17 protein-coding genes are annotated in these 17,531 nt (G+C 65.2%); 8 read left to right on the top strand and 9 right to left on the bottom strand.

What is annotated here, in order from left to right; translation table 11 throughout:
- Positions 1-145: 145 nt before the first annotated feature.
- Together LRP30_RS03565 and LRP30_RS03560 are read right to left on the bottom strand one after the other, a co-directional pair.
- On the bottom strand, positions 146-1,528 hold the full coding sequence (locus tag LRP30_RS03565; protein WP_249759385.1) for a tetratricopeptide repeat protein: 1,383 nt from the start codon (positions 1,526-1,528) through the stop codon (positions 146-148).
- A 128-nt stretch (positions 1,529-1,656) separates the two neighbouring features.
- On the bottom strand, positions 1,657-2,418 hold the full coding sequence (locus tag LRP30_RS03560; protein ID WP_249759384.1) for a tetratricopeptide repeat protein: 762 nt from the start codon (positions 2,416-2,418) through the stop codon (positions 1,657-1,659).
- Between the two features lie 111 nt (positions 2,419-2,529).
- On the opposite strand from LRP30_RS03560, the gene LRP30_RS03555 reads away from it, so the two are divergent.
- Together LRP30_RS03555 and LRP30_RS03550 are read left to right on the top strand one after the other, a co-directional pair.
- A complete protein-coding gene (locus tag LRP30_RS03555) occupies positions 2,530-4,107 on the top strand; it encodes a sodium:proton antiporter (RefSeq protein WP_249759383.1) in 1,578 nt (525 codons plus the stop codon).
- Between the two features lie 259 nt (positions 4,108-4,366).
- Entirely contained in the window at positions 4,367-5,137 is a 771-nt protein-coding gene (locus tag LRP30_RS03550; RefSeq protein WP_249759382.1) for a hypothetical protein, read from the top strand.
- A gap of 77 nt (positions 5,138-5,214) precedes the next feature.
- Here LRP30_RS03550 and LRP30_RS03545 read toward each other — a convergent pair whose 3' ends face one another.
- The 5 genes from LRP30_RS03545 to LRP30_RS03525 all read right to left on the bottom strand — a co-directional run bounded on the left by LRP30_RS03545 (position 5,215) and on the right by LRP30_RS03525 (position 10,463).
- Positions 5,215-6,021 (bottom strand): glucose 1-dehydrogenase, encoded by an 807-nt coding sequence (locus LRP30_RS03545; RefSeq protein ID WP_128931145.1) that lies wholly within the window; start codon positions 6,019-6,021, stop codon positions 5,215-5,217.
- Positions 6,022-6,032: 11 nt separating this feature from the next.
- Entirely contained in the window at positions 6,033-6,452 is a 420-nt protein-coding gene (locus LRP30_RS03540) for a DUF1850 domain-containing protein (RefSeq protein ID WP_249759381.1), read from the bottom strand.
- Positions 6,413-8,527 (bottom strand): TRAP transporter permease, encoded by a 2,115-nt coding sequence (locus tag LRP30_RS03535; RefSeq protein WP_249759380.1) that lies wholly within the window; start codon positions 8,525-8,527, stop codon positions 6,413-6,415. Before LRP30_RS03535 ends, LRP30_RS03540 begins: the two co-directional genes overlap by 40 nt.
- Before the next feature lie 213 nt (positions 8,528-8,740).
- Positions 8,741-9,688: a TAXI family TRAP transporter solute-binding subunit gene (locus tag LRP30_RS03530; protein ID WP_249759379.1), complete on the bottom strand. Its 948-nt coding sequence runs from the start codon at positions 9,686-9,688 to the stop codon at positions 8,741-8,743.
- Between the two features lie 295 nt (positions 9,689-9,983).
- Positions 9,984-10,463, bottom strand: a complete 480-nt coding sequence (locus tag LRP30_RS03525) for a hypothetical protein (protein ID WP_164935142.1) — start codon at positions 10,461-10,463, stop codon at positions 9,984-9,986.
- Positions 10,464-10,656: 193 nt separating this feature from the next.
- On the opposite strand from LRP30_RS03525, the gene LRP30_RS03520 reads away from it, so the two are divergent.
- A complete protein-coding gene (locus tag LRP30_RS03520) occupies positions 10,657-10,974 on the top strand; it encodes a hypothetical protein (RefSeq protein ID WP_128942347.1) in 318 nt (105 codons plus the stop codon).
- Positions 10,975-11,115: 141 nt separating this feature from the next.
- Here LRP30_RS03520 and LRP30_RS03515 read toward each other — a convergent pair whose 3' ends face one another.
- Positions 11,116-12,366: a hypothetical protein gene (locus LRP30_RS03515; protein WP_249759378.1), complete on the bottom strand. Its 1,251-nt coding sequence runs from the start codon at positions 12,364-12,366 to the stop codon at positions 11,116-11,118.
- A 56-nt stretch (positions 12,367-12,422) separates the two neighbouring features.
- Positions 12,423-13,049: a CoA pyrophosphatase gene (locus tag LRP30_RS03510; RefSeq protein WP_249759377.1), complete on the bottom strand. Its 627-nt coding sequence runs from the start codon at positions 13,047-13,049 to the stop codon at positions 12,423-12,425.
- Between the two features lie 70 nt (positions 13,050-13,119).
- Between LRP30_RS03510 and LRP30_RS03505 the strand changes: the two genes are divergently transcribed.
- The 5 genes from LRP30_RS03505 to LRP30_RS03485 all read left to right on the top strand — a co-directional run bounded on the left by LRP30_RS03505 (position 13,120) and on the right by LRP30_RS03485 (position 17,511).
- Positions 13,120-13,545 carry a PaaI family thioesterase gene (locus LRP30_RS03505; RefSeq protein ID WP_164935146.1) on the top strand — a complete coding sequence of 142 codons (426 nt, stop codon included), beginning with the start codon at positions 13,120-13,122 and terminating at the stop codon, positions 13,543-13,545.
- Between the two features lie 305 nt (positions 13,546-13,850).
- Positions 13,851-14,873 carry an aldo/keto reductase gene (locus LRP30_RS03500; RefSeq protein WP_249759376.1) on the top strand — a complete coding sequence of 341 codons (1,023 nt, stop codon included), beginning with the start codon at positions 13,851-13,853 and terminating at the stop codon, positions 14,871-14,873.
- 15 nt (positions 14,874-14,888) lie between these two features.
- Positions 14,889-16,202, top strand: coding sequence for a tetratricopeptide repeat protein (locus LRP30_RS03495; RefSeq protein ID WP_249759375.1), 1,314 nt, complete (start codon positions 14,889-14,891; stop codon positions 16,200-16,202).
- A 195-nt stretch (positions 16,203-16,397) separates the two neighbouring features.
- Positions 16,398-16,976, top strand: coding sequence for a hypothetical protein (locus tag LRP30_RS03490; protein ID WP_249759374.1), 579 nt, complete (start codon positions 16,398-16,400; stop codon positions 16,974-16,976).
- A 229-nt stretch (positions 16,977-17,205) separates the two neighbouring features.
- Entirely contained in the window at positions 17,206-17,511 is a 306-nt protein-coding gene (locus LRP30_RS03485; RefSeq protein ID WP_164935144.1) for a hypothetical protein, read from the top strand.
- The last annotated feature ends 20 nt before the right edge of the window (positions 17,512-17,531 follow it).

Below are 17,531 nucleotides of genomic sequence, written 5' to 3'. Positions count from 1 at the left end.
CCGCCGCGCTCGGGACGATGCTTCGCATCGCCCGGGACGCGTCGGCCTCTCCCGCAAGCGGGAGAGGCGGAGCAAACTCGCGGGTGGTCCCCGCGAAATGCATATGCGATAGCCCTACCGCAGGCGGGGAGAGGCGAGAACCCGACTACCCCTCCATCGCATTCAGCCTCTGCAGCCGCTCCTGCATGACCTTTTTCAGATCATAGCCGGGGCGACGGAAGCTCGCATCGCGCGTGGCAAGGAAATCGCGCTGGGACTTGCGCAGGCCATCCGCCGAGCGCTTGCTCGCGGATTTCAGCACCCGCTCGTAGGCCTCGGCGATCTGGCGGTCGAGCACGCCGAGCTGCGGATCGGCGCAGATCACCTTCTCGACCTCGCGCTTGGCGGAGGCGCAGTCGAACGACGGTTCGCTGGGAGCGGCGTTCAGCACACTGCGCGGCTCGCCGCCGAATTTTGCGATCTCGGCGATCATCGCGCGGCGGCCGTTGAGTGCGTTCTCATTGGCGGGATCGAGCCGCAACGCCGCCTCGTAGTCGGCCAGCGCCTTCTTGCGCTCGCCCATCTTCTTGTAGAGCACGGCGCGGTTGTTGTAGGTCTTGGCAAAATTCGGATCGAGTTTCAGCGCGTCGTTGTAGTCCGACAGCGCAGCACCGAGCTCGCCCTTGAACTGGTAGGAGTCACCGCGGTTGGTCAGGAAGTTCACCCGCTGCTCGAGACGGATCGCCTGATCGTAATCGGCGATCGCCTTGTCGTACTCCTTCATCGCGGCATAGGTGAGACCGCGGTTGTCGAAATACTCCGGCACCTTTGGATCGAGCCGGATCGCCTCGCTGTCGTCTGCGATCGCCTTGTCGAGCTCGCCGAGCTTCTTGTAGGCGGCGCCGCGGTTGGTGTAACTGCGCGCCCGGCTCGGATCGAGGCGCAGCGCCTCGCTGAGGTCAGCGACGGCCTTGTCGTAGTCGCCGCGCAGATAGAAGGTCGCGCCGCGGTCGGACCAGGCCTGGGCGAAATCCGTCTTCAGCTTGATGGCCTGATCGTAGTCCGCAATGGCGCGGTCGAGGCGATGCTGGTTGGTGTAGACGACGCCGCGCGACTCGTACGCCTCCGCATCCTGCGGATCGAGCTCGATCGCCTTGGTGAGATCCGTCCCCGCCCGATTGAGGTCGCCGCCGGCCTCGCGCAAGAGGTTGCCGCGCACGCGCCAGGCCTTTGCGTTCTTGCCGTCGAGCGCGATGGCGCGGTCCAGATCGCGCAGCGCCTGCGACTGGCCTCCGGAGGTTCGCGCATTCGCTTCGGCGCGAGCGACGAGCGCCATGGAGCGTTCAGACGCCGGATTTGCGCTCTGGTCGATGATGGCGCTGCACGCGGGGATCAGGTCCGCGGGAATAGCCTTGCTGCCCGGCACGCAATCGATGCCGGCGGCGGCTGGAGCGACGAGGGCTAGGCTCATTGCCGCGCCGAGGAAGGACGCGCGCAGCGAAATTTTGGCAAACGAGGGCGTTTGCGCGGGATAAGGCGTGCCGCACATGGCATAGGGCTCCGTGACGTCGGGTTCTCACCGTTGTCGCGGCTGGCGAGGGATGGGTTCAATGAGGGCCGTCAGGGGAGCACTGGCGCTTCTCTCCCTCGCCTCGCACGCGGGGAGAGGCGAAGGGCTCAATATCCGTCCACCCCGTTCAGCCGCTGCAACCGTTCCTGCATCGCCTTCTTCAGGTCGTACCCAGGCCGGCCGTACCCGGCATTTCGGCGGGCAATGAAGTCGTCCTGCTCGCGCTGGAGCGCCTTGGCTTCGCCCGCATTGCGCGCCTCGCGGATCACGCGGGCATTTGATGCAAAGATCTCCCGGTCGAGATCGGCGAGCTCGCGATTGCCGCAGATCGCCCTTTCCACAGCATGGCGCGCTCGCGCGCAATTGAAGCTGGGCTTGCCGGCGACCGCCATCTGCGCCCCGATCCGCTCGAGCTCGCGCGCCATCGCCTTGTGATTGGCCTTGGCCTTCTCGTGGTTGGGATCGATTCTGAGCGCCGCACCGAAATCCTGTACCGCCTTGGGCTTGTCGCCCTTCTTCAGCCAGAGCTCGCCGCGCGCGTTGAAAATGTCCGCGAGGGCGGGATCGAGCAGAAGTGCACGGCTGTCGTCGGCGATCGCGCGGTCGACCTGGTCGTGACGCGCATAGAGCGCGCCGCGCGCGATCAGCGCCTTGATCAAATCTTCCTTCGCGGTCTTCTCGTTGTCGATCACGGCCGCGCAGGCCGTGACGGCCTTGTCCATGTCATCGGCCGCGGTCGCCGCAAGGCATGGTGCGACGTCGACCTGCGGCACCGCGACCGGCTCGCCGCCCGTCGCGGCATGGGCCGCGGTGAGCGAGAGCGCGCAGAGCAGCCCGGCAGCTGACAGTTGAATGAGAAAAGAACGCATGCTCGTTACAGTCGGAAAGTCTTGCTTGTCGTCAGCCTTGTAGTCGGCCTCGCCTTCAATCTTGCCTTGTCGCCCCACTATCCATCATTGCGGCCGGATTGGTGCTAGCTTGTGGCGTCGCTCAAATCGGTTTCGGGGATCATCGTGTCGACATTCGAATGGATCATCGTGCTTCTGCTCGGCGCCGTTGGCTTATCGGCGCTGGCGCGGCGGATCAAGGTCCCCTACCCGACCTTCCTCGCCATCGGCGGCGCGCTGATCGCCTTCGTGCCGTCGAGCCCGTCCTGGACGCTGGAGCCGGACCTGGCTTTAGCGCTTTTTGTCGCACCGGTCCTGCTCGATGCCGCGTTCGACACCTCGCTGCGCGATCTGCGCAACAATTGGGTTCCGGTCTCGACCCTGGTCGTCGCCGCGGTCGGCCTCACCACGGTTGGCGTGGCCTATGTCGCGCACCGGCTCATGCCCGACATGCCCTGGGCCGCTGCGGTCGCGCTTGGAGCCATCGTGGCGCCGCCGGATGCCGCGGCCGCGGTCGCGATCCTGAGCCAGGTGAAGCTGCCCCACCGCATGGTCAAGGTCCTGGAGGGCGAGAGCCTGCTCAACGACGCAACCGCGCTACTGATCTATCGCATCGCGGTCGGCGCGATCGCCACCGAGCACCTGACGTGGAGCCAGGTCGCGCCGACCATGGCACTGGCGCTGGTCGGCAGCGTCATTGCCGGCCTGCTCGCAGGGCGCATCATTCCGCTGTTCATGGAGCGGGTAACGGAGGCGCCGAGCGCCATCATCGTGCAGTTCGCCACCACCTTCCTGGTGTGGATCGCCGCCGAGCATCTCGGCCTCTCCGGCATCCTTACCATCGTGGTTTACGCCATCACCGTCGCGCGCACGGCGCCGGCGCGCATCCCGGCGCGGCTGCGGGTGCCGTCCTATGCGGTCTGGGAGACGACAGTGTTCGTGCTCAACGTGCTCGCCTTCATGCTGATCGGCATGCAGATGCGGCCGATCTGGACGCGGCTCGATGCCGACGTGCGTTGGGAATATTGCGTCGCCGCCGCCTGGATCCTGCTCACCGTGGTGCTGGTCCGGCTGCTATGGGTGACGTTCTACCGCACGACGCTGCGCGTGCTGGTCGCCCGCGGCATCTATCATCCGAAGGATCCAAAACAGGTCGCCTCGGCCAAGGGCGGTCTCATCATCTCCTGGTGCGGCATGCGCGGCCTCGTCACGCTCGCCACCGCCTTCGCCCTGCCGGAGAACTTTCCCTATCGCGACTTCATCGTCTTCATCGCCTTTGCAGTGGTGCTGGGTTCGCTGGTGATCCAGGGCTTGACGCTGCGGCCGCTGATCCTCGCCTTCGGCCTCAAGGACGATGATCCGGTCGGCACCGAGGTCGCGCGCGGACGCGCCATCGCCTATCGCGCCGCGCTCGACGCCATCGAGAGCGATCCATCGGAGGAAGCGGAAATCCTCAGGCTCGAATATCGCGCCATCCTGATGCAGGCCGAGACCGATCCGAACGGCGGCATCGCCAATGGCGAATTGCCCGCCGATCCCCTACGCCGCCGCGCCATCGAAGCCGCGCGCAAATCGATCTTCGATCTGCGCGCCACCGAGGTGATCGGCGACGACGCCTTCCACAAACTCGAGGAAGAGCTCGATCGCGCCGAATTGAGCGCGGGGGGATAGGCCAAATCGGCCGTCGTCCCGGACAAGCGAAGCTCCAGACAACGCGCAGCGTTGACGGGAGCGGAGCGCCGATCCGGGGCCCATAACCACAGGATGTGGTTTGACGAAGACTCGGAGTTGCCAGCTCGTGCGGTAACTCAACCCTGTGGTTATGGGTCCCGGATCTGCGCGCGCTTGAGGGCGCGCTTGTCCGGGACGACAGCGGAGGGGTGAACGGCAGGCGTTTGAACCAAACCGCTCCTTCCCAGACTCATTCCAGATGACGACCCTGATCGACGACCGTCGTGTCCGCGCGCGAGATGCGTCGCCTGCACGATATTTTTATCTCCACATGGCGCTGGCTTGCGCCGCCACCGCGTTTCTGGGCTTTGCACCGACCTATTGGGTGCCACTCGCCAACCGGACGTTTTCCGCAAGCCCGGTCATCCATTTTCACGGACTCTTGTTCTTCACCTGGTCGCTCTATTTCGTGCTCCAGACCTGGCTCGCAGCGTCCGGCCGCGTGGTCAATCACCGCTCGCTCGGCATCGCCGGTGTGTCGCTGGCGACCGCGATGACGATCTTCGGCTTCCTCGCCTCCGTGCATGTGATGCAGCATTCCGCGGCGCTCGGGCAGAAGGAGGCCGGCATCGCGTTCTCGATCGTGCCGATGAGCGGGATCGCGTTCTTCGCGGTGGGGTTCGTGCTCGCGATCATGAACACGCGGAGGCCCGAGATTCACAAGCGCCTGATGCTGCTCGCGGCGGTCTCGATTCTGGATGCCGCGATCGCGCGCTGGTTCCTCACCTTCCTTGCCCCTCCCGGACCGCCGGGCCCGCCGCCGGTGCCCGTCACCATCGCGCCGGCTGTCGTCGCCTCGCTTCTGCTCGTCGTCGCCATGGTGCGCGACTGGCGCACCGAGGGCCGCGTCCACCCGGTCTACATCTACGGCACGCTCGCGCTGCTGGTGGTGAAGGTGCTGAACTGGCCGGTCAGCGAGACGGCGGCCTGGCATGCATTTGCCGGCGGGATATTAGCGCTGGCGCAGTAGACGGCAGCCAAATATTCAGCGTCGTCCCGGCCTAGTGCGCAATTGCGCACTAGGCCGGGACGACGGCTGAGATGGGACTACGCCCCCGCCTTGCAGGTGATCCCGCCGTCCACCACGAGTTCGATCCCCGTCACGTATTTCGACTCGTCCGACGCCAGGAACAGTGCGGCGTTGGCGACGTCGAAGGCGTCGCCCATGTGGCCCATCGGCACTTGCGCGTCACGCGCGCGCCACATCGCCTCGACGTCACCCTTGGCATAGCTCGCGGCGAGGCCGGCAGAGTGCTCGACCATCGGCGTCTTCATCAGGCCCGGCAGGATCGCATTGACCCGCACATGGTGGCGCGCGAACTCGATCGCGGTGGTGCGCGTCATCTGGTTCATTGCCGCCTTCGAGGTACCGTAGGTGACGTAGGAGATGCCCATGTGGCGGATCGAGGCGATCGAGGAGATGTTGATGATCGAGCCGCCGCCCTGTTTCACCATGACGGGAATGACGTGCTTCATGGCGAAATAGGCGCTCTTGAGGTTGACGCTGAAGACGCGATCCCAGCTCTCCTCGGTCACCTCGACCACGCTGCCCATCTCGGCGATGCCGACATTGTTGTCGAGCACGTCGATGCGGCCATGGGCCTTCAGGCACGCCGCCACCATCGCCTCGATCTCGGCAGACCGCGAGACGTCGGCCGTGAACGCCGTCGCCTTGCCGCCTTCGTCATTGATGATCTTCGCAGTCTCCTCGGCGGCCGCGCCGTTGCGATCGACGCAAAACACCTGCGCGCCCTCGCGCGCAAAGGTCACTGCGGTCGCCTTGCCGTTGCCCCAGCCGGGTCCAATCGAGCCGGCCCCCACCACCATCGCAACCTTGCCCTTGAGCCGATCCATCGTGATCTCCCCTATTTCTCTTGTTGTTTGCAGATGCTCATTTTGGTGACGTTATCACCGATCGGATGCCCCACAATCTCCGACAACGTCCGGCACCGCCCGTCATCGCACAACCGCCACTCTCCCGCCGCGCCGGAATTGCCGAGCACGACCTCCGGCATCGGCGCGCGGTCCGGCCGCCACTGAAACCAGCCGCCAATCAGCCGCGCCTCGGGCGGAGGCTCCATGCCGGGGCCGGTGCCCTTGACGCGGGCCTGCACCAATTCGAGACCGGCGGGGGTGACGCGCCAATCTTCCTGCCAATCGACCTTCGCGATCGAATGGGTCCACACCAGCGTGAAGGCGGACAGCGTCAGCGCCTTCACGCCGCCTGCGGTTGCGAAGCAGAGGCTCACACCGCCTCGACCACTGCCGGCGGACGCTGCCGCCATTGCCACAGCACGAGCGCCGCGGAGAGCACGAAGCCGGCAGTATCGCTGAACGGGAAGTCGCCGAGCAGGCAGAACGCGGCGCCGAGCGCGACCAGCCGCTCGATCAGCGTCAACCGTGTAAACAGGAAGCCGATCGCGACCATGCCGAACAGCGCGATCGCCACCAGCGCCTTCAGGCTCGCGAGCGCGACCGCGCCGTAAAAGCCGAGCTTGACCGCCATGGGATCGCCGGCTTGCAGCATCAGGGCCGGCGAATAGACGAAGATGAAGGGGATGACGTAGCCGGCGAGCGCGATGCGCATCGCCTCCCAGCCGATCTTGTCCGGGTTCTCCTTCGCGATCGGCGCTGCCGCAAGCGCAGCCAGCGCCACCGGCGGCGAGAGGTCGGCCATGATGCCGTAGTAGAACGCGAACATGTGGCTCGCGATCAGGGGCACGCCGAGCTTGGCAAGCGCCGGCGCGGCGAGCGCGGCGGTGATGATGTAGGTCGGGATGGTCGGGATGCCGGTGCCGAGCAGGATCGACAGCAACATGGTCATGATCAGCGCCAGAAACAGGCTCTTTTCGCCGAGACCGATCACCCAGCCGCCGAAGATGGTGCCGACACCGGTCTGCGACATCATGCCGATGATGACGCCGACGATGGCGCAGGCCATGCCGACGGTGATGGCGGATTTGGCGCTCTCAGCGAGCGCATCGCGGCAGGCGCGCAACGCCGCAAAACCGCCGCGCACGAAGGCGGTGATCACGATCAGCCCGACCACGACACAAGCAACCGGCACGATCTGAAGCCCGTCCCGCGAGAGCGCGGCGACGACGAGCGCGAGGCCGATCCAGAAGATGTAGCGGATGACCGTCGCGGACACGCCGGCCGTGATGCTGGTGCCAAGGATCAGCGCCACCGTCAGCGCAAGGCCCATGCTGCCGGCATAGAGCGGCGTAAAGCCTTCGAACAGCATGTAGACGAGGGCGGCGAGCGGCAGCACGAGGTACCAGCGCGTCACCAGCGCCTTCCAGGCGCTCGGGATCTCGGAGCGCTTCATGCCGACGAGGCCATGCTTGCCGGCTTCGAGGTGCACCATCCAGAAAGCTGATGCGAAATAGAGGATCGCAGGAATCGCCGCAGCCTTGACGATCTCCGAATATTGCACGCCGAGCGTCTCGGCCATGATGAAGGCGACAGCGCCCATCACCGGCGGCATGATCTGCCCGCCCATCGAGGCCGTCGCTTCGACGCCGGCCGCAAACGCGCCGCGGTAACCGAACCTGATCATCAAGGGAATGGTGAACTGGCCGACGGTGACGACGTTGGCGACGCCCGAGCCGGAAATCGTGCCCATCATGCCCGAGGCGAACACCGCGACCTTGGCAGGACCGCCACGGGTGCGGCCGAACAGGCCGAGCGAGACGTCGGTGAACAGCTGGATCATGCCGGCGCGCTCCAGGAACGAGCCGAACAGGATGAACAGGAAGATGTACGTCGCCGAGACGTAGATCGGCACACCGTAGAAGCCCTCGGTGCCGAACGACAGATGCGTGACGATCTGATCGAAATCATAGCCGCGATGGTTGAGCGGCGACGGCAGGTATTGGCCGAAGAACCAGTAGACGAGACACGCGCCGCACATCAGCGGCAGTGCCGCGCCCATCAGCCGCCGCGTGCCCTCGAAGATCAGCACCGCGAGCAGCGTGCCGACCGCGAGATCAAGTCGCGTCGGATCGCCGTCGCGGGCAATCAGATCGGCATAGAAGATCCACTGATAGAGGCCGCAGAAGAAACCCGCGCCGCCGATCACCCATCCGAGCGCACGGCCGAAATTGCTCTTCGCCGTGAAATTGGCGATCAGGCCGAAGGTGAGCAGAACCAGGAAGCCGACATGGACGCCGCGCACCACCTGGCTCGGCAAATAGTTGAAGGCGGCGACATAGAGCTGGAAGGTCGCAAACGCGATGCCGATCCAGTATGCGAGATGGCCCCACCAGCCCGGACCAAAGCCTTCCGGAAAGCCGTGCTCGAAATTGTCGAACTCGACCTTGATGGGCGCAGCTTCGGTGCCCTCTGCCTTTTCCAGCATCTCATTCGTCCTCAGCCTGTCCATGCCGGATAGCATTGGCACGTGGCTCCAAAAACGTCATGCCCGGGATTGTCCCGCCTGTGGGGCCGAAGCCCCTTCGGCGCGGCGAAGGCCCGGGCATTCGCGATAATCCTCTCCGTCATTCCGGGGCGATGTGACGGGACCGCGTAGCGCGGCCCGAAACATCGAACCCGGAGTGACAACGGAGGGAGGCTACTTGATCAGCCCCTTTTCCTTGTAATAGCGGATCGCGCCGGGGTGCAGCGGAACCGGGCTCCCGGCGGCCGCAGTCTCGAGCTTGATCTCCTTGCCGGCCGCATGCGCGTTGGCGAGCTCGGGGAGCGACTCGTAGACCAGTTTTGTCATCTGATAGGCGAGATCGTCAGATACCGCGGAACTCGTGACGAGATAATTGACCACGGCAGCCGTCGGCACGTCCTTGTCCTGCCCAGTATAGGTGTTGGCTGGAATGATCGCGGAGATGAAGGGCGGGCCGATCTTGTCGACGGTCTCCTTCGGCACCGACACCACCGTGATCGGGCTCGAGGTCGACAGGTCCTTCAGCGAAGCGACACCGAGGCCCGCCGATTGCAGCGTCGCGGCGAGCTGGCGGTTCTTCATGAGATCGACGGATTCGGCGAAGGGCAGATATTCGACCTTGCCGAGATCCTTGTAGCTCATGCCGGCCGCCGAGAGGATCGCGCGGGAATTCAGCTCGGTGCCCGACTTCGGCGCCCCGACCGACAGGCTCTTGCCCTTGAGGTCGGCGAGCGTCTTGATGCCGGACTCAGTGGTCGCGACGATCTGGATGTAGTTCGGATAGATCGCTCCGATCGTGCGGAGCTTGTCGAGCTTGGTCTTGAAGCCCGCCTCCTCCTCGCCATTCCAGGCCGCTTTCAGCGAGTCACCCAGCGTGAACGCCAGTTCGCCGCGGCCCTGCTGCAGCAGGATGAGGTTCTCGACCGACGCCTTGGTGGCCTGCACCTGCGTCTTCACGTTCGGAATCTTGTCGCCGTAGATCTTCCCGATCGCGACCCCGAGCGGATAGTAGACGCCGGAGGTGCCGCCGGTCAGCACGTTGATGAAGGATTGCGCATGTGCGCAAGGCGCCGACGCCGCCAGAGCAAGAGCCGCGGCCACGCCGAAGAACGTCCGTTTCATGGTTGTTGTACTCCCCAAACCGGCGGCGAAATTGGCCGGATGAGGGCAGCGGGTCAACCCATCCAAAAGGCAAAACAGGACTGCGGTAAATGGCCGTTCCGGCTGGATTTTTGGGAACCCGGCGGTGCGGCGAGGTGGCGCAGCGCTCACCTCTCCCGCTTGCGGGAGAGGTCGCGCCGAAGGCGCGGGTGAGGGCTTTCTCCTCTAGGGGATTATCCCGTTGTGGGAACACCCTCTCCCCGACCCTCCCCCGCAAGCGGGGGAGGGAGCGCAGCTTCTACGAGACGACGCCCCCTCACTGGAACGTCATGTCCAGGCATTTGGAGATGTCGGAGCCGAGGCCTGAGGAGATGATGATACAGCCGCGCACCTTTTGCGCGCTGACGTCGGTGGCCCAGACCGAGTAGCCGCCGGGGCCGAAGAACGAGTTGGTGTTCGGCGGCTCGGTCTCGGTGGCGTCGAAATCGTATTTGCCGTCGGTCTCGAAGATGCGCGGCTTCTTGGTGCAGCCGCCGTCGGTCTGCACGTTGATGACTTCCTTGTTGTCGCGGGTCAGCGCCAGCGAGACCTGGCAGCGGAAATATTCCGAGGTCTTGGTGTTGAAGAGATAGGTGTAGGACTTGCAGGTGGCGGTGTTCAGCTTGCCGGGGGCAAGGCCGCGGCTGCACGAAATGCGCTGGTTGTGGCTGAGCTGGTAGTCATCGGCCCGCGCGGCCGGCGCCACCGCCGTCAACGACAATGCAGCAGCCCAGCAAAGTTTGATCACATGGCGCATCCGAATCATCCCCACCAATAATTTTGTCGAGTTGCGTTCTAGACGGAAAGCGGAACATAGTCGCGAGGGGACGAAGGGAAAATCACAAACTGCTGGGCAGAACGTGATGCGCTGCGGCGCTTTCGCAAATTGACCCGGAAATGCCGTTCGTGATTTGTTCAAGCCGGCACCCCAGCGACGGGGAGGATGGATGATGGCATTTTCAACGAAGACATTTGCACTTGCTTCAGCAGCACTCGTCACGGTGCTCGGCGCGTTTGCCGTGCCCGCATTGGCGCAAGTCCCGGCAACGCCGTGGGAGCTCAAGCCCGACATGGGCTACGCCTATGACAGGGACGGCAAGACCTATTCCTACAAGATGGGTACCAGCAATGCCGGCGAGCTGCTCAAGGGCGCCAAGAAAGTGCCGAAGGGCACGCTGTTCTTCATCGGCCACAACGGCCAGCTCTACATGCGCACCGGGCCGTATCTCGAAGGCGACGGCAAGTTCAAGTTCGGGCCGGATCAGTAGGCGCAGAGCCGAGAAACTGTAGGGTGGGCAAAGGCGCGGCAGCGCCGTGCCCACCATCGGTCAGCGCATTCCGATCGAGAATAGTGGGCACGCTTCCGCCTTCGCCCTTCGAGCTACGGCGGACAAGTCGCTTTGCCCACCCTACGGCAGCTTCGCCGGGACGACATCTGATATCCAAAACACCCCTGCCAGCTCCCGCGCGCCGGCTTTGCTGCCGTTCGAATCCATGCGCTCATCCGTCACGGCCAGCAGCTTCGCCACCGTGTTGTGGCGGATCGCGACCGGGTTGCGCTCGTAGCCGCCGCGCCGGAAGAAGTTCGAAGTCGGCACCTGCTCGCGCATCGCCTGCGGCATCGTCACCATGTCGAGGCCGGTGCCGTCGCCGGTGAGGTTCATCATCTCGAGCTCGGCTGCGGTGAGCGGCCGTGTATAGCCCTTGGCGCGCGCGAACAGCACCGAGGTCAGCAGCTTGTGGGTCTGCAGCATCGGGCCGACGTCGACGTCGAGCACCATCGCATGCATGGCCCAGCCCTGCGCGGTATTGCCGATCTTCTCGTGCTCCGACCAGGTGTCGGGCACCGACTTCGCATGCGCGACCATTTTCTTCAGAACAGCGAGCTTGTGCTCGAGCGACTGGCGCGCCGGCCCTGAGCTGCGCGCCACCTTGTCCGAAAGCGCGCGGACGAATTCATGGCCCTGCTCAGCCAGCAGCTCGACGCTGTTGGTGGTCAAGAGCTGATTGTAGCCCATCGCAGTCGAGATCGCGCGCTTGCCGCCGTGCTCGATGCCCGCCTGTACATCGTAACTGCCGGTGCCGCCGGTCTCGAACGAATAGACCCGCACCGCCTGCTCGCGCGTCAGCCCCGAGGCGAGCGCGTAGCGCGCATAGGCGCGCTTGAACTCGACCTCACTGGTTGGGCGCTGCGGCGTGAACTGATAGAGCTCCTGCGCCGCGCGCAGGAAATCAGCGACCACCGGAATGGGTTTTCGGGGCGGACGCTCCGGCGCTTCCTCCGGCTCCGGGTTCACCGGCCGCTTCGGCCCGGTATAAAGCGGCGGATGCTCCAGCACGTAATCATCGAGGGTCACCTGCTGCCCGCTGCGCCGCTTGGCGTTGCGGGTTTTCCGCTTCTCGGAGATCTGGCTCCAATAGGCGCCCGCCTCGGCGTCGAAGGCGGCGCGCGCCGCCTGGTATTCCGCGAGCTTGCGGCGATATTCGAGCACGGCCGGCGAGGCCCCGCCTTGCGCAAAAAACTGCGACAACAGCTGAGCATTGGCATTGCTGACGGCGGGCGGCAGCGCGTCGGCCTCACCGCCGCGCGCGGCGGGCGCGAGCAGCACGAGCGCGAATGGAACCAGCGTCAGGGCGAGTCGAATCGGTGTGTGATGCATGCTGCCCTCTTAGCAGGCATCCGGTAACCGTCACGTTAACGCGCCGTTTACCATCGTCACTTCCAGGCGAACACCGGCTGTTCCAGCTCGGTCACGCGGGTGGGTCGCCCCGCCAGCACCTCTCGGAACTGGTAGATCAGCGCCGCCGTCGGCGCGTGGATCAGGCTCATCTGATGATGGAAGCGGATCACGCGGCGCGCGCTTTCGGGGATCGCGATGAAGTCGAAGGCGTCATCGCGCTCGATCGTGGCGAGCGCGATGCGATGGACGGACGCGACCTCGTCCGGGTTCGGCCTGATCGCGGCGCTCTCGGCGGCCCAGACCACGACCGGCGTGATCAGATAGCCGGAGCGTGTCGGATAGTCGTCGAGCGTGCCGAGCACGTCCGCGCCGGTGAGGCGGAGGCCAAGCTCCTCGTCGAGCTCGCGCAGCGCCGCCTCGACCGGCGTCTCGCCGGCGTCGCAGCGTCCGCCCGGCAAGGCCCATTGGCCGCGATGGGCGCGTAAGTGCGATGCGCGCATCGTGAGCAGCAGCGCAGTCTCGTCGCCCTCGCCTGCTGCGGTCAGCGCAACCGCCACCGCGGCACGCTTCAATGCCGGCTGCGCTTCTTCCTCAGGCAGGCGCGCGAAGGCCGCGCAGGCATCCGCGATATTCCGCCGTGTGGCATCGTCGAACGGTCTCATGATGCTTGACTACACCACGTCCGGCCTCGATGAAATGAGATCGAAGGTCCGCACAGGAATGGACGACGACATGACCAACAAGGCCGCCGCAAGGCTGAAATCAGACGGCTGGACCATCCTCGAGACCACGGGCTTCATGCACCTGATCGGCCCGTTGTGGGAGCGCAAGATCGACGGCCATTACGAGTTCGCCCTCGCGACCGAAGACAAGCACCACAACCGCCGCGGCATGGTCCAGGGCGGCGTGATGATGACCTTCGCCGACCGCACCTGCGGCATGACCGCCCGCTACCTCTCCGGCAAGGAGTTCATGGCGACGGTGCAGCTCGACACCCATTTCGTCGAGGCCGGCCAGATCGGCGACATCCTGATCTCCCGCCCGCGCGTAGTGCGTTCGACCCGCAGCCTCATCTTCATGAGCACCGAGGTCACGGTAGACGATCGCTGCATCGTGATGGCCAATGGCGTGTTCAAGATCTTGAAGGGGCCGGGGTAGGGCGCGTCTCGTCGGACCGCCGCTGCGCACCACACCCACCGCTGTCATTCCCCGCGAAGGCGGGGGAATCCAGTACGCCGCGGCGTCTCGATCAATTGCAGGCGTCTCGGCGTACTGGATCGCCCGATCAAGTCGGGCGATGACACCGATTGTGAGGCATGAGCGTACCCCACACCGTCATTGCGAGCGCAGCGAAGCAATCCAGCATGTTTCCGCGGACGCTGTTCTGGATTGCTTCGCTGCGCTCGCAATGACTGACGTAGCTGGCTATGCTGGCACCAACGCAAGCGTTGAGGAAGCAGCCCATGCAATACCGCCAGCTCGGCCGCAGCGGCCTGAAAGTGTCGCCGATTTGTCTCGGCACCATGATGTTCGGCGGGCCGACGGATGAAGCCGCGTCCAAGCAGATCATCGCGAAAGCGTTCGACGCCGGGATCAACTTCATCGACACGGCGGACGCCTATTCGAAGGGCGCGTCCGAAGAGGTCGTTGGCCGCGCCATCGCCGGCAATCGTCACGCCTGGGTGCTCGCCACGAAGCTCGCTAACCCCATGAACAACGAAATGGGCGACGATCCCAATCGCGGCGGCCTGTCGCGGCGCTGGGTGCTGCAGGCCGCCGACGAGAGCTTGACGCGGCTCGGCACCGATCACATCGACATCTACTACCTGCACAAGGAAGATCATGCGACGCCGCTGGAGGAGACGGTACGCGCGATGGGCGACCTGATCCGCGCGGGCAAGGTGCGCTATTTCGGCGTCTCGAACTACCGCGCCTGGCGCGTCGCCGAGATCTGCAACATCTGCGACCGGCTTGGCATCGACCGGCCCGCGGTGAGCCAGCCCTATTACAACGCCATGAACCGCATGCCGGAGGTCGAGCATTTTCCGGCTTGCGCCTATTACGGCCTCGGCATCGTGCCCTACAGCCCGCTCGCGCGCGGCGTTCTCACCGGCAAGTACCAGCCCGACGCGGCGCCGGACGAGGAGACGCGCGCGGGCCGCAACGACACCCGTATGATGCAGACCGAATGGCGGCCGGAATCACTCCAGCTCGCGCAGGAGATCAAAGCCCATGCCGAGAAGAAAGGCATCACCGCCGGCCAGTTCGCGGTCGCCTGGGTGCTGAACTCCGCTTTCGTGACCTCCATCATCGCCGGCCCCCGCACCGACCAGCAATGGGACGACTATATCCGCGCACTCGACTATCGCTTCACCACGGAGGACGAGGCGCTGATCGACCGGCTGGTCGTGCCGGGCCATCCCTCGACGCCCGGATACAACGATCCGGCCTATCCGATCGAAGGACGCCGCGCGCGGACGGCTTGAACTCCGGAGACGACCATGGCGCTTGAAGACCGCTACGGCCTGCCGCTCTCCACCACATCCGATGCGGCAGCATCCGCTTATCGCGAGGGCGTCGACCTCATGCTCGCGGGGTGGACCGGCACGGCGGAGGCGCTGGAGCGCGCGATTGCGGCCGACCCGGATTTTGCGCTGGCCCATATCGCCCGCGCTCGTGTGCATGCCTTCTATCAGCAGGGCGATCTCGCGCGCAGCAAGGCGGCGGTCGCGCGCGAACGCGTTGCGAAGCGCGGCACGGAGCGCGAGCGCTCCCATGTCGAGACGCTGGCGCTGGCGATCGAGGGCCGGCTGCCCGAGGCGATCGCAGCGATGCGCAAGCACATCGAGACATGGCCGCGCGATGCATTGGTGCTGTCGCTGCCGCTCGGCGCGTTCGGTCTGTTCGCATTCTCTGGCATGGCCGATCACGACCGCGCCCGGCATGAGCTCTGCGAGAGCGTCGCGCAGCACTATGGCGAGGATTGGTGGTTCCTCACCATGTATGGCTGGGCGATGACGGAGAACGGCGATGTCGCCCATGGCCGCAGCGTCACCGAGCGCGGATTCAATCTGCGCCGCGCCAATGCCCATGCCGCGCATGCCGTGCTGCATGCGATGTTCGAGGACGGCTCGATCGACGACGCCGATCGTCTCGTCGACGACTGGATCCCCGCTTACGACCGCGCCGGAATTTTGCACGGCCACATCCGCTGGCACCAGGCCCTCGGCGCGCTCGAGCACGGCGATGCAGCGCGGGCGCTGTCGATCTATGCCGACGTGCTTCAGCCGTCAGTCGCGCAGGCGCCTCCGCTCAACGCCGTCACCGACGGCGCCTCGCTGCTATGGCGCCTGTCGGCCTACGGCCATGCCGTGCCCGAGGCGCTCTGGCGCGATGCCGACGCGGCCGCGCAAAAACTATTCCCGAAATCCGGCCTGCCGTTCGCCGACGTCCACATGGCGCTGTTCGCCGCCGCAACGCAGAACCACGAGGCGCTTGCCGCGCGCCTTGCGGTGATCGAGCAGCGGCTCGCGGACGGCAAGCTGCCGGCCGGCCCGGTGGTGCCCGCGATCTGCCGCGCGCTTCTGGCCTTTGCAGATGAGAATTACGCGGCCTGCGTGCAAACGCTCGCGCCGGTTCTCGCCGATGTCGTGCGCATCGGCGGCAGTCACGCCCAGCGCGAATTGATCGAGGACACCTATATTGTCGCGCTCATGCGCAGCGGAGAGCTGCCGCGTGCCCGCGCCCTGCTCGAGGCTCGCCTGCACCGCCGCCCGTCCCTGCGCGACAGGGCCTGGCAGGCGGCGATGGGCTAGCGCTGCCACGAAAAAAACACCGGCCTGACGGCAAGTGCCACTGGATGGATTTGGGGCGATCTCGCGAATCGCCGTTGGGGTGGCGCGGTGGTATTCCGGTCGGGTTCGGCAAGACAAACGGGATCGCAACCAATTTGCGGTTCGATGGTTATCGGACGGAACTTCTCCGTGGTTCCCTGGCATGTGAGCCTTCCGATGCGCCTCCGCCGACCTGCCCTCGGTGCCGCTCTCATTGCCCTGGCAAGCCCTTGTTTTGCTGAGACTTCCGCCCCCGTCCCGGTCAACAATCCGCTGGTGCAGCAGAATTCCTTTATCGACCTGCTGGCGCTGATGTCGGGCAAGTGCAAGACGCTCAAGGTCGCCGGGCGCACCTATGCCTGCAAGACGGTGGCCTACGCCCATGGCGACAAGGGCCGGGTCAATTTCGCGGTCGCGGTCGACGATCCCGCCGACGCAAATCACGTGGTGTCGTTCTCCGGCGAGAACGGCAAGCGCGCCGACGACAATTCCTACGAGTTGCCGATCGATCGCATGCTGCTCAACTCCAAGGACCGTCCGAAGGTCGATGGCCTGCCGGTGCCGGCCGAGCAGACCTCCACCGGGGTCTGCCGCCAGACCGGCAATTTCGCCGCCAGGAAGGTGAACGACGTCACCTGCTCCGCCACCGACAGCGAAGGCCGCAAATACGAGCTCCTGTTCGTCTCCGACGGCACGCCGGTCAGCGTGCGCCGCATCCGGCAGTCAGCGCCGTCGATCCAGGATCCGTTCAAGTAGCGGCAGCCTTGCCGCCCGCGCATCGTCATCAAAGATGTCGCCAATGCGTCAATCGAGGCGAGGTGATGGCAGCATCGCGATCGACGTCGGTGCTGCGGCGATAAATCTCACGACATGCGATCATTCGCGCGAACCGGACGTCGCATGCTGCGTCGTTTCGACGCCTGCGCTGGCCGGAACGCGCCGGATGCTCATCTGTTGTCACACGACGTTTAACTGGAGTGATGACATGAAGTATCTCATTGTCGCGATGGCCGTTAGTGCTGCGGCACTTGCCGGCGGATCGGCGGCGAACGCGGCCGGTGGTTCAAGCGCGGGGCAGACCGCGCACGAAAGCCAGTCCACCGACATTAGCGCGCACCGCAGGTACCACCGCTGGCATGGTCACCATCATTGGCGGCATCACGGCTACTATCGGCCCTACTATAGAAGCTACGGCTATTACCCCCGGCACAGCTATTATGGTGGTAGCCCCTACGGATATTACGGCGGCGGTCCCGGCGTGACATTCAGCTTCGGCGGCGGTCGCTGGTGAGACAAAAGGCCCGCAGAGAT

It is taken from the genome of Bradyrhizobium sp. C-145 (assembly GCF_023375135.1).
Lineage (GTDB): Bacteria > Pseudomonadota > Alphaproteobacteria > Rhizobiales > Xanthobacteraceae > Bradyrhizobium > Bradyrhizobium zhanjiangense.
The sequence above is the reverse complement of the archived record's forward strand: the minus strand, read 5'-3'. Positions and strand labels throughout refer to the sequence as shown.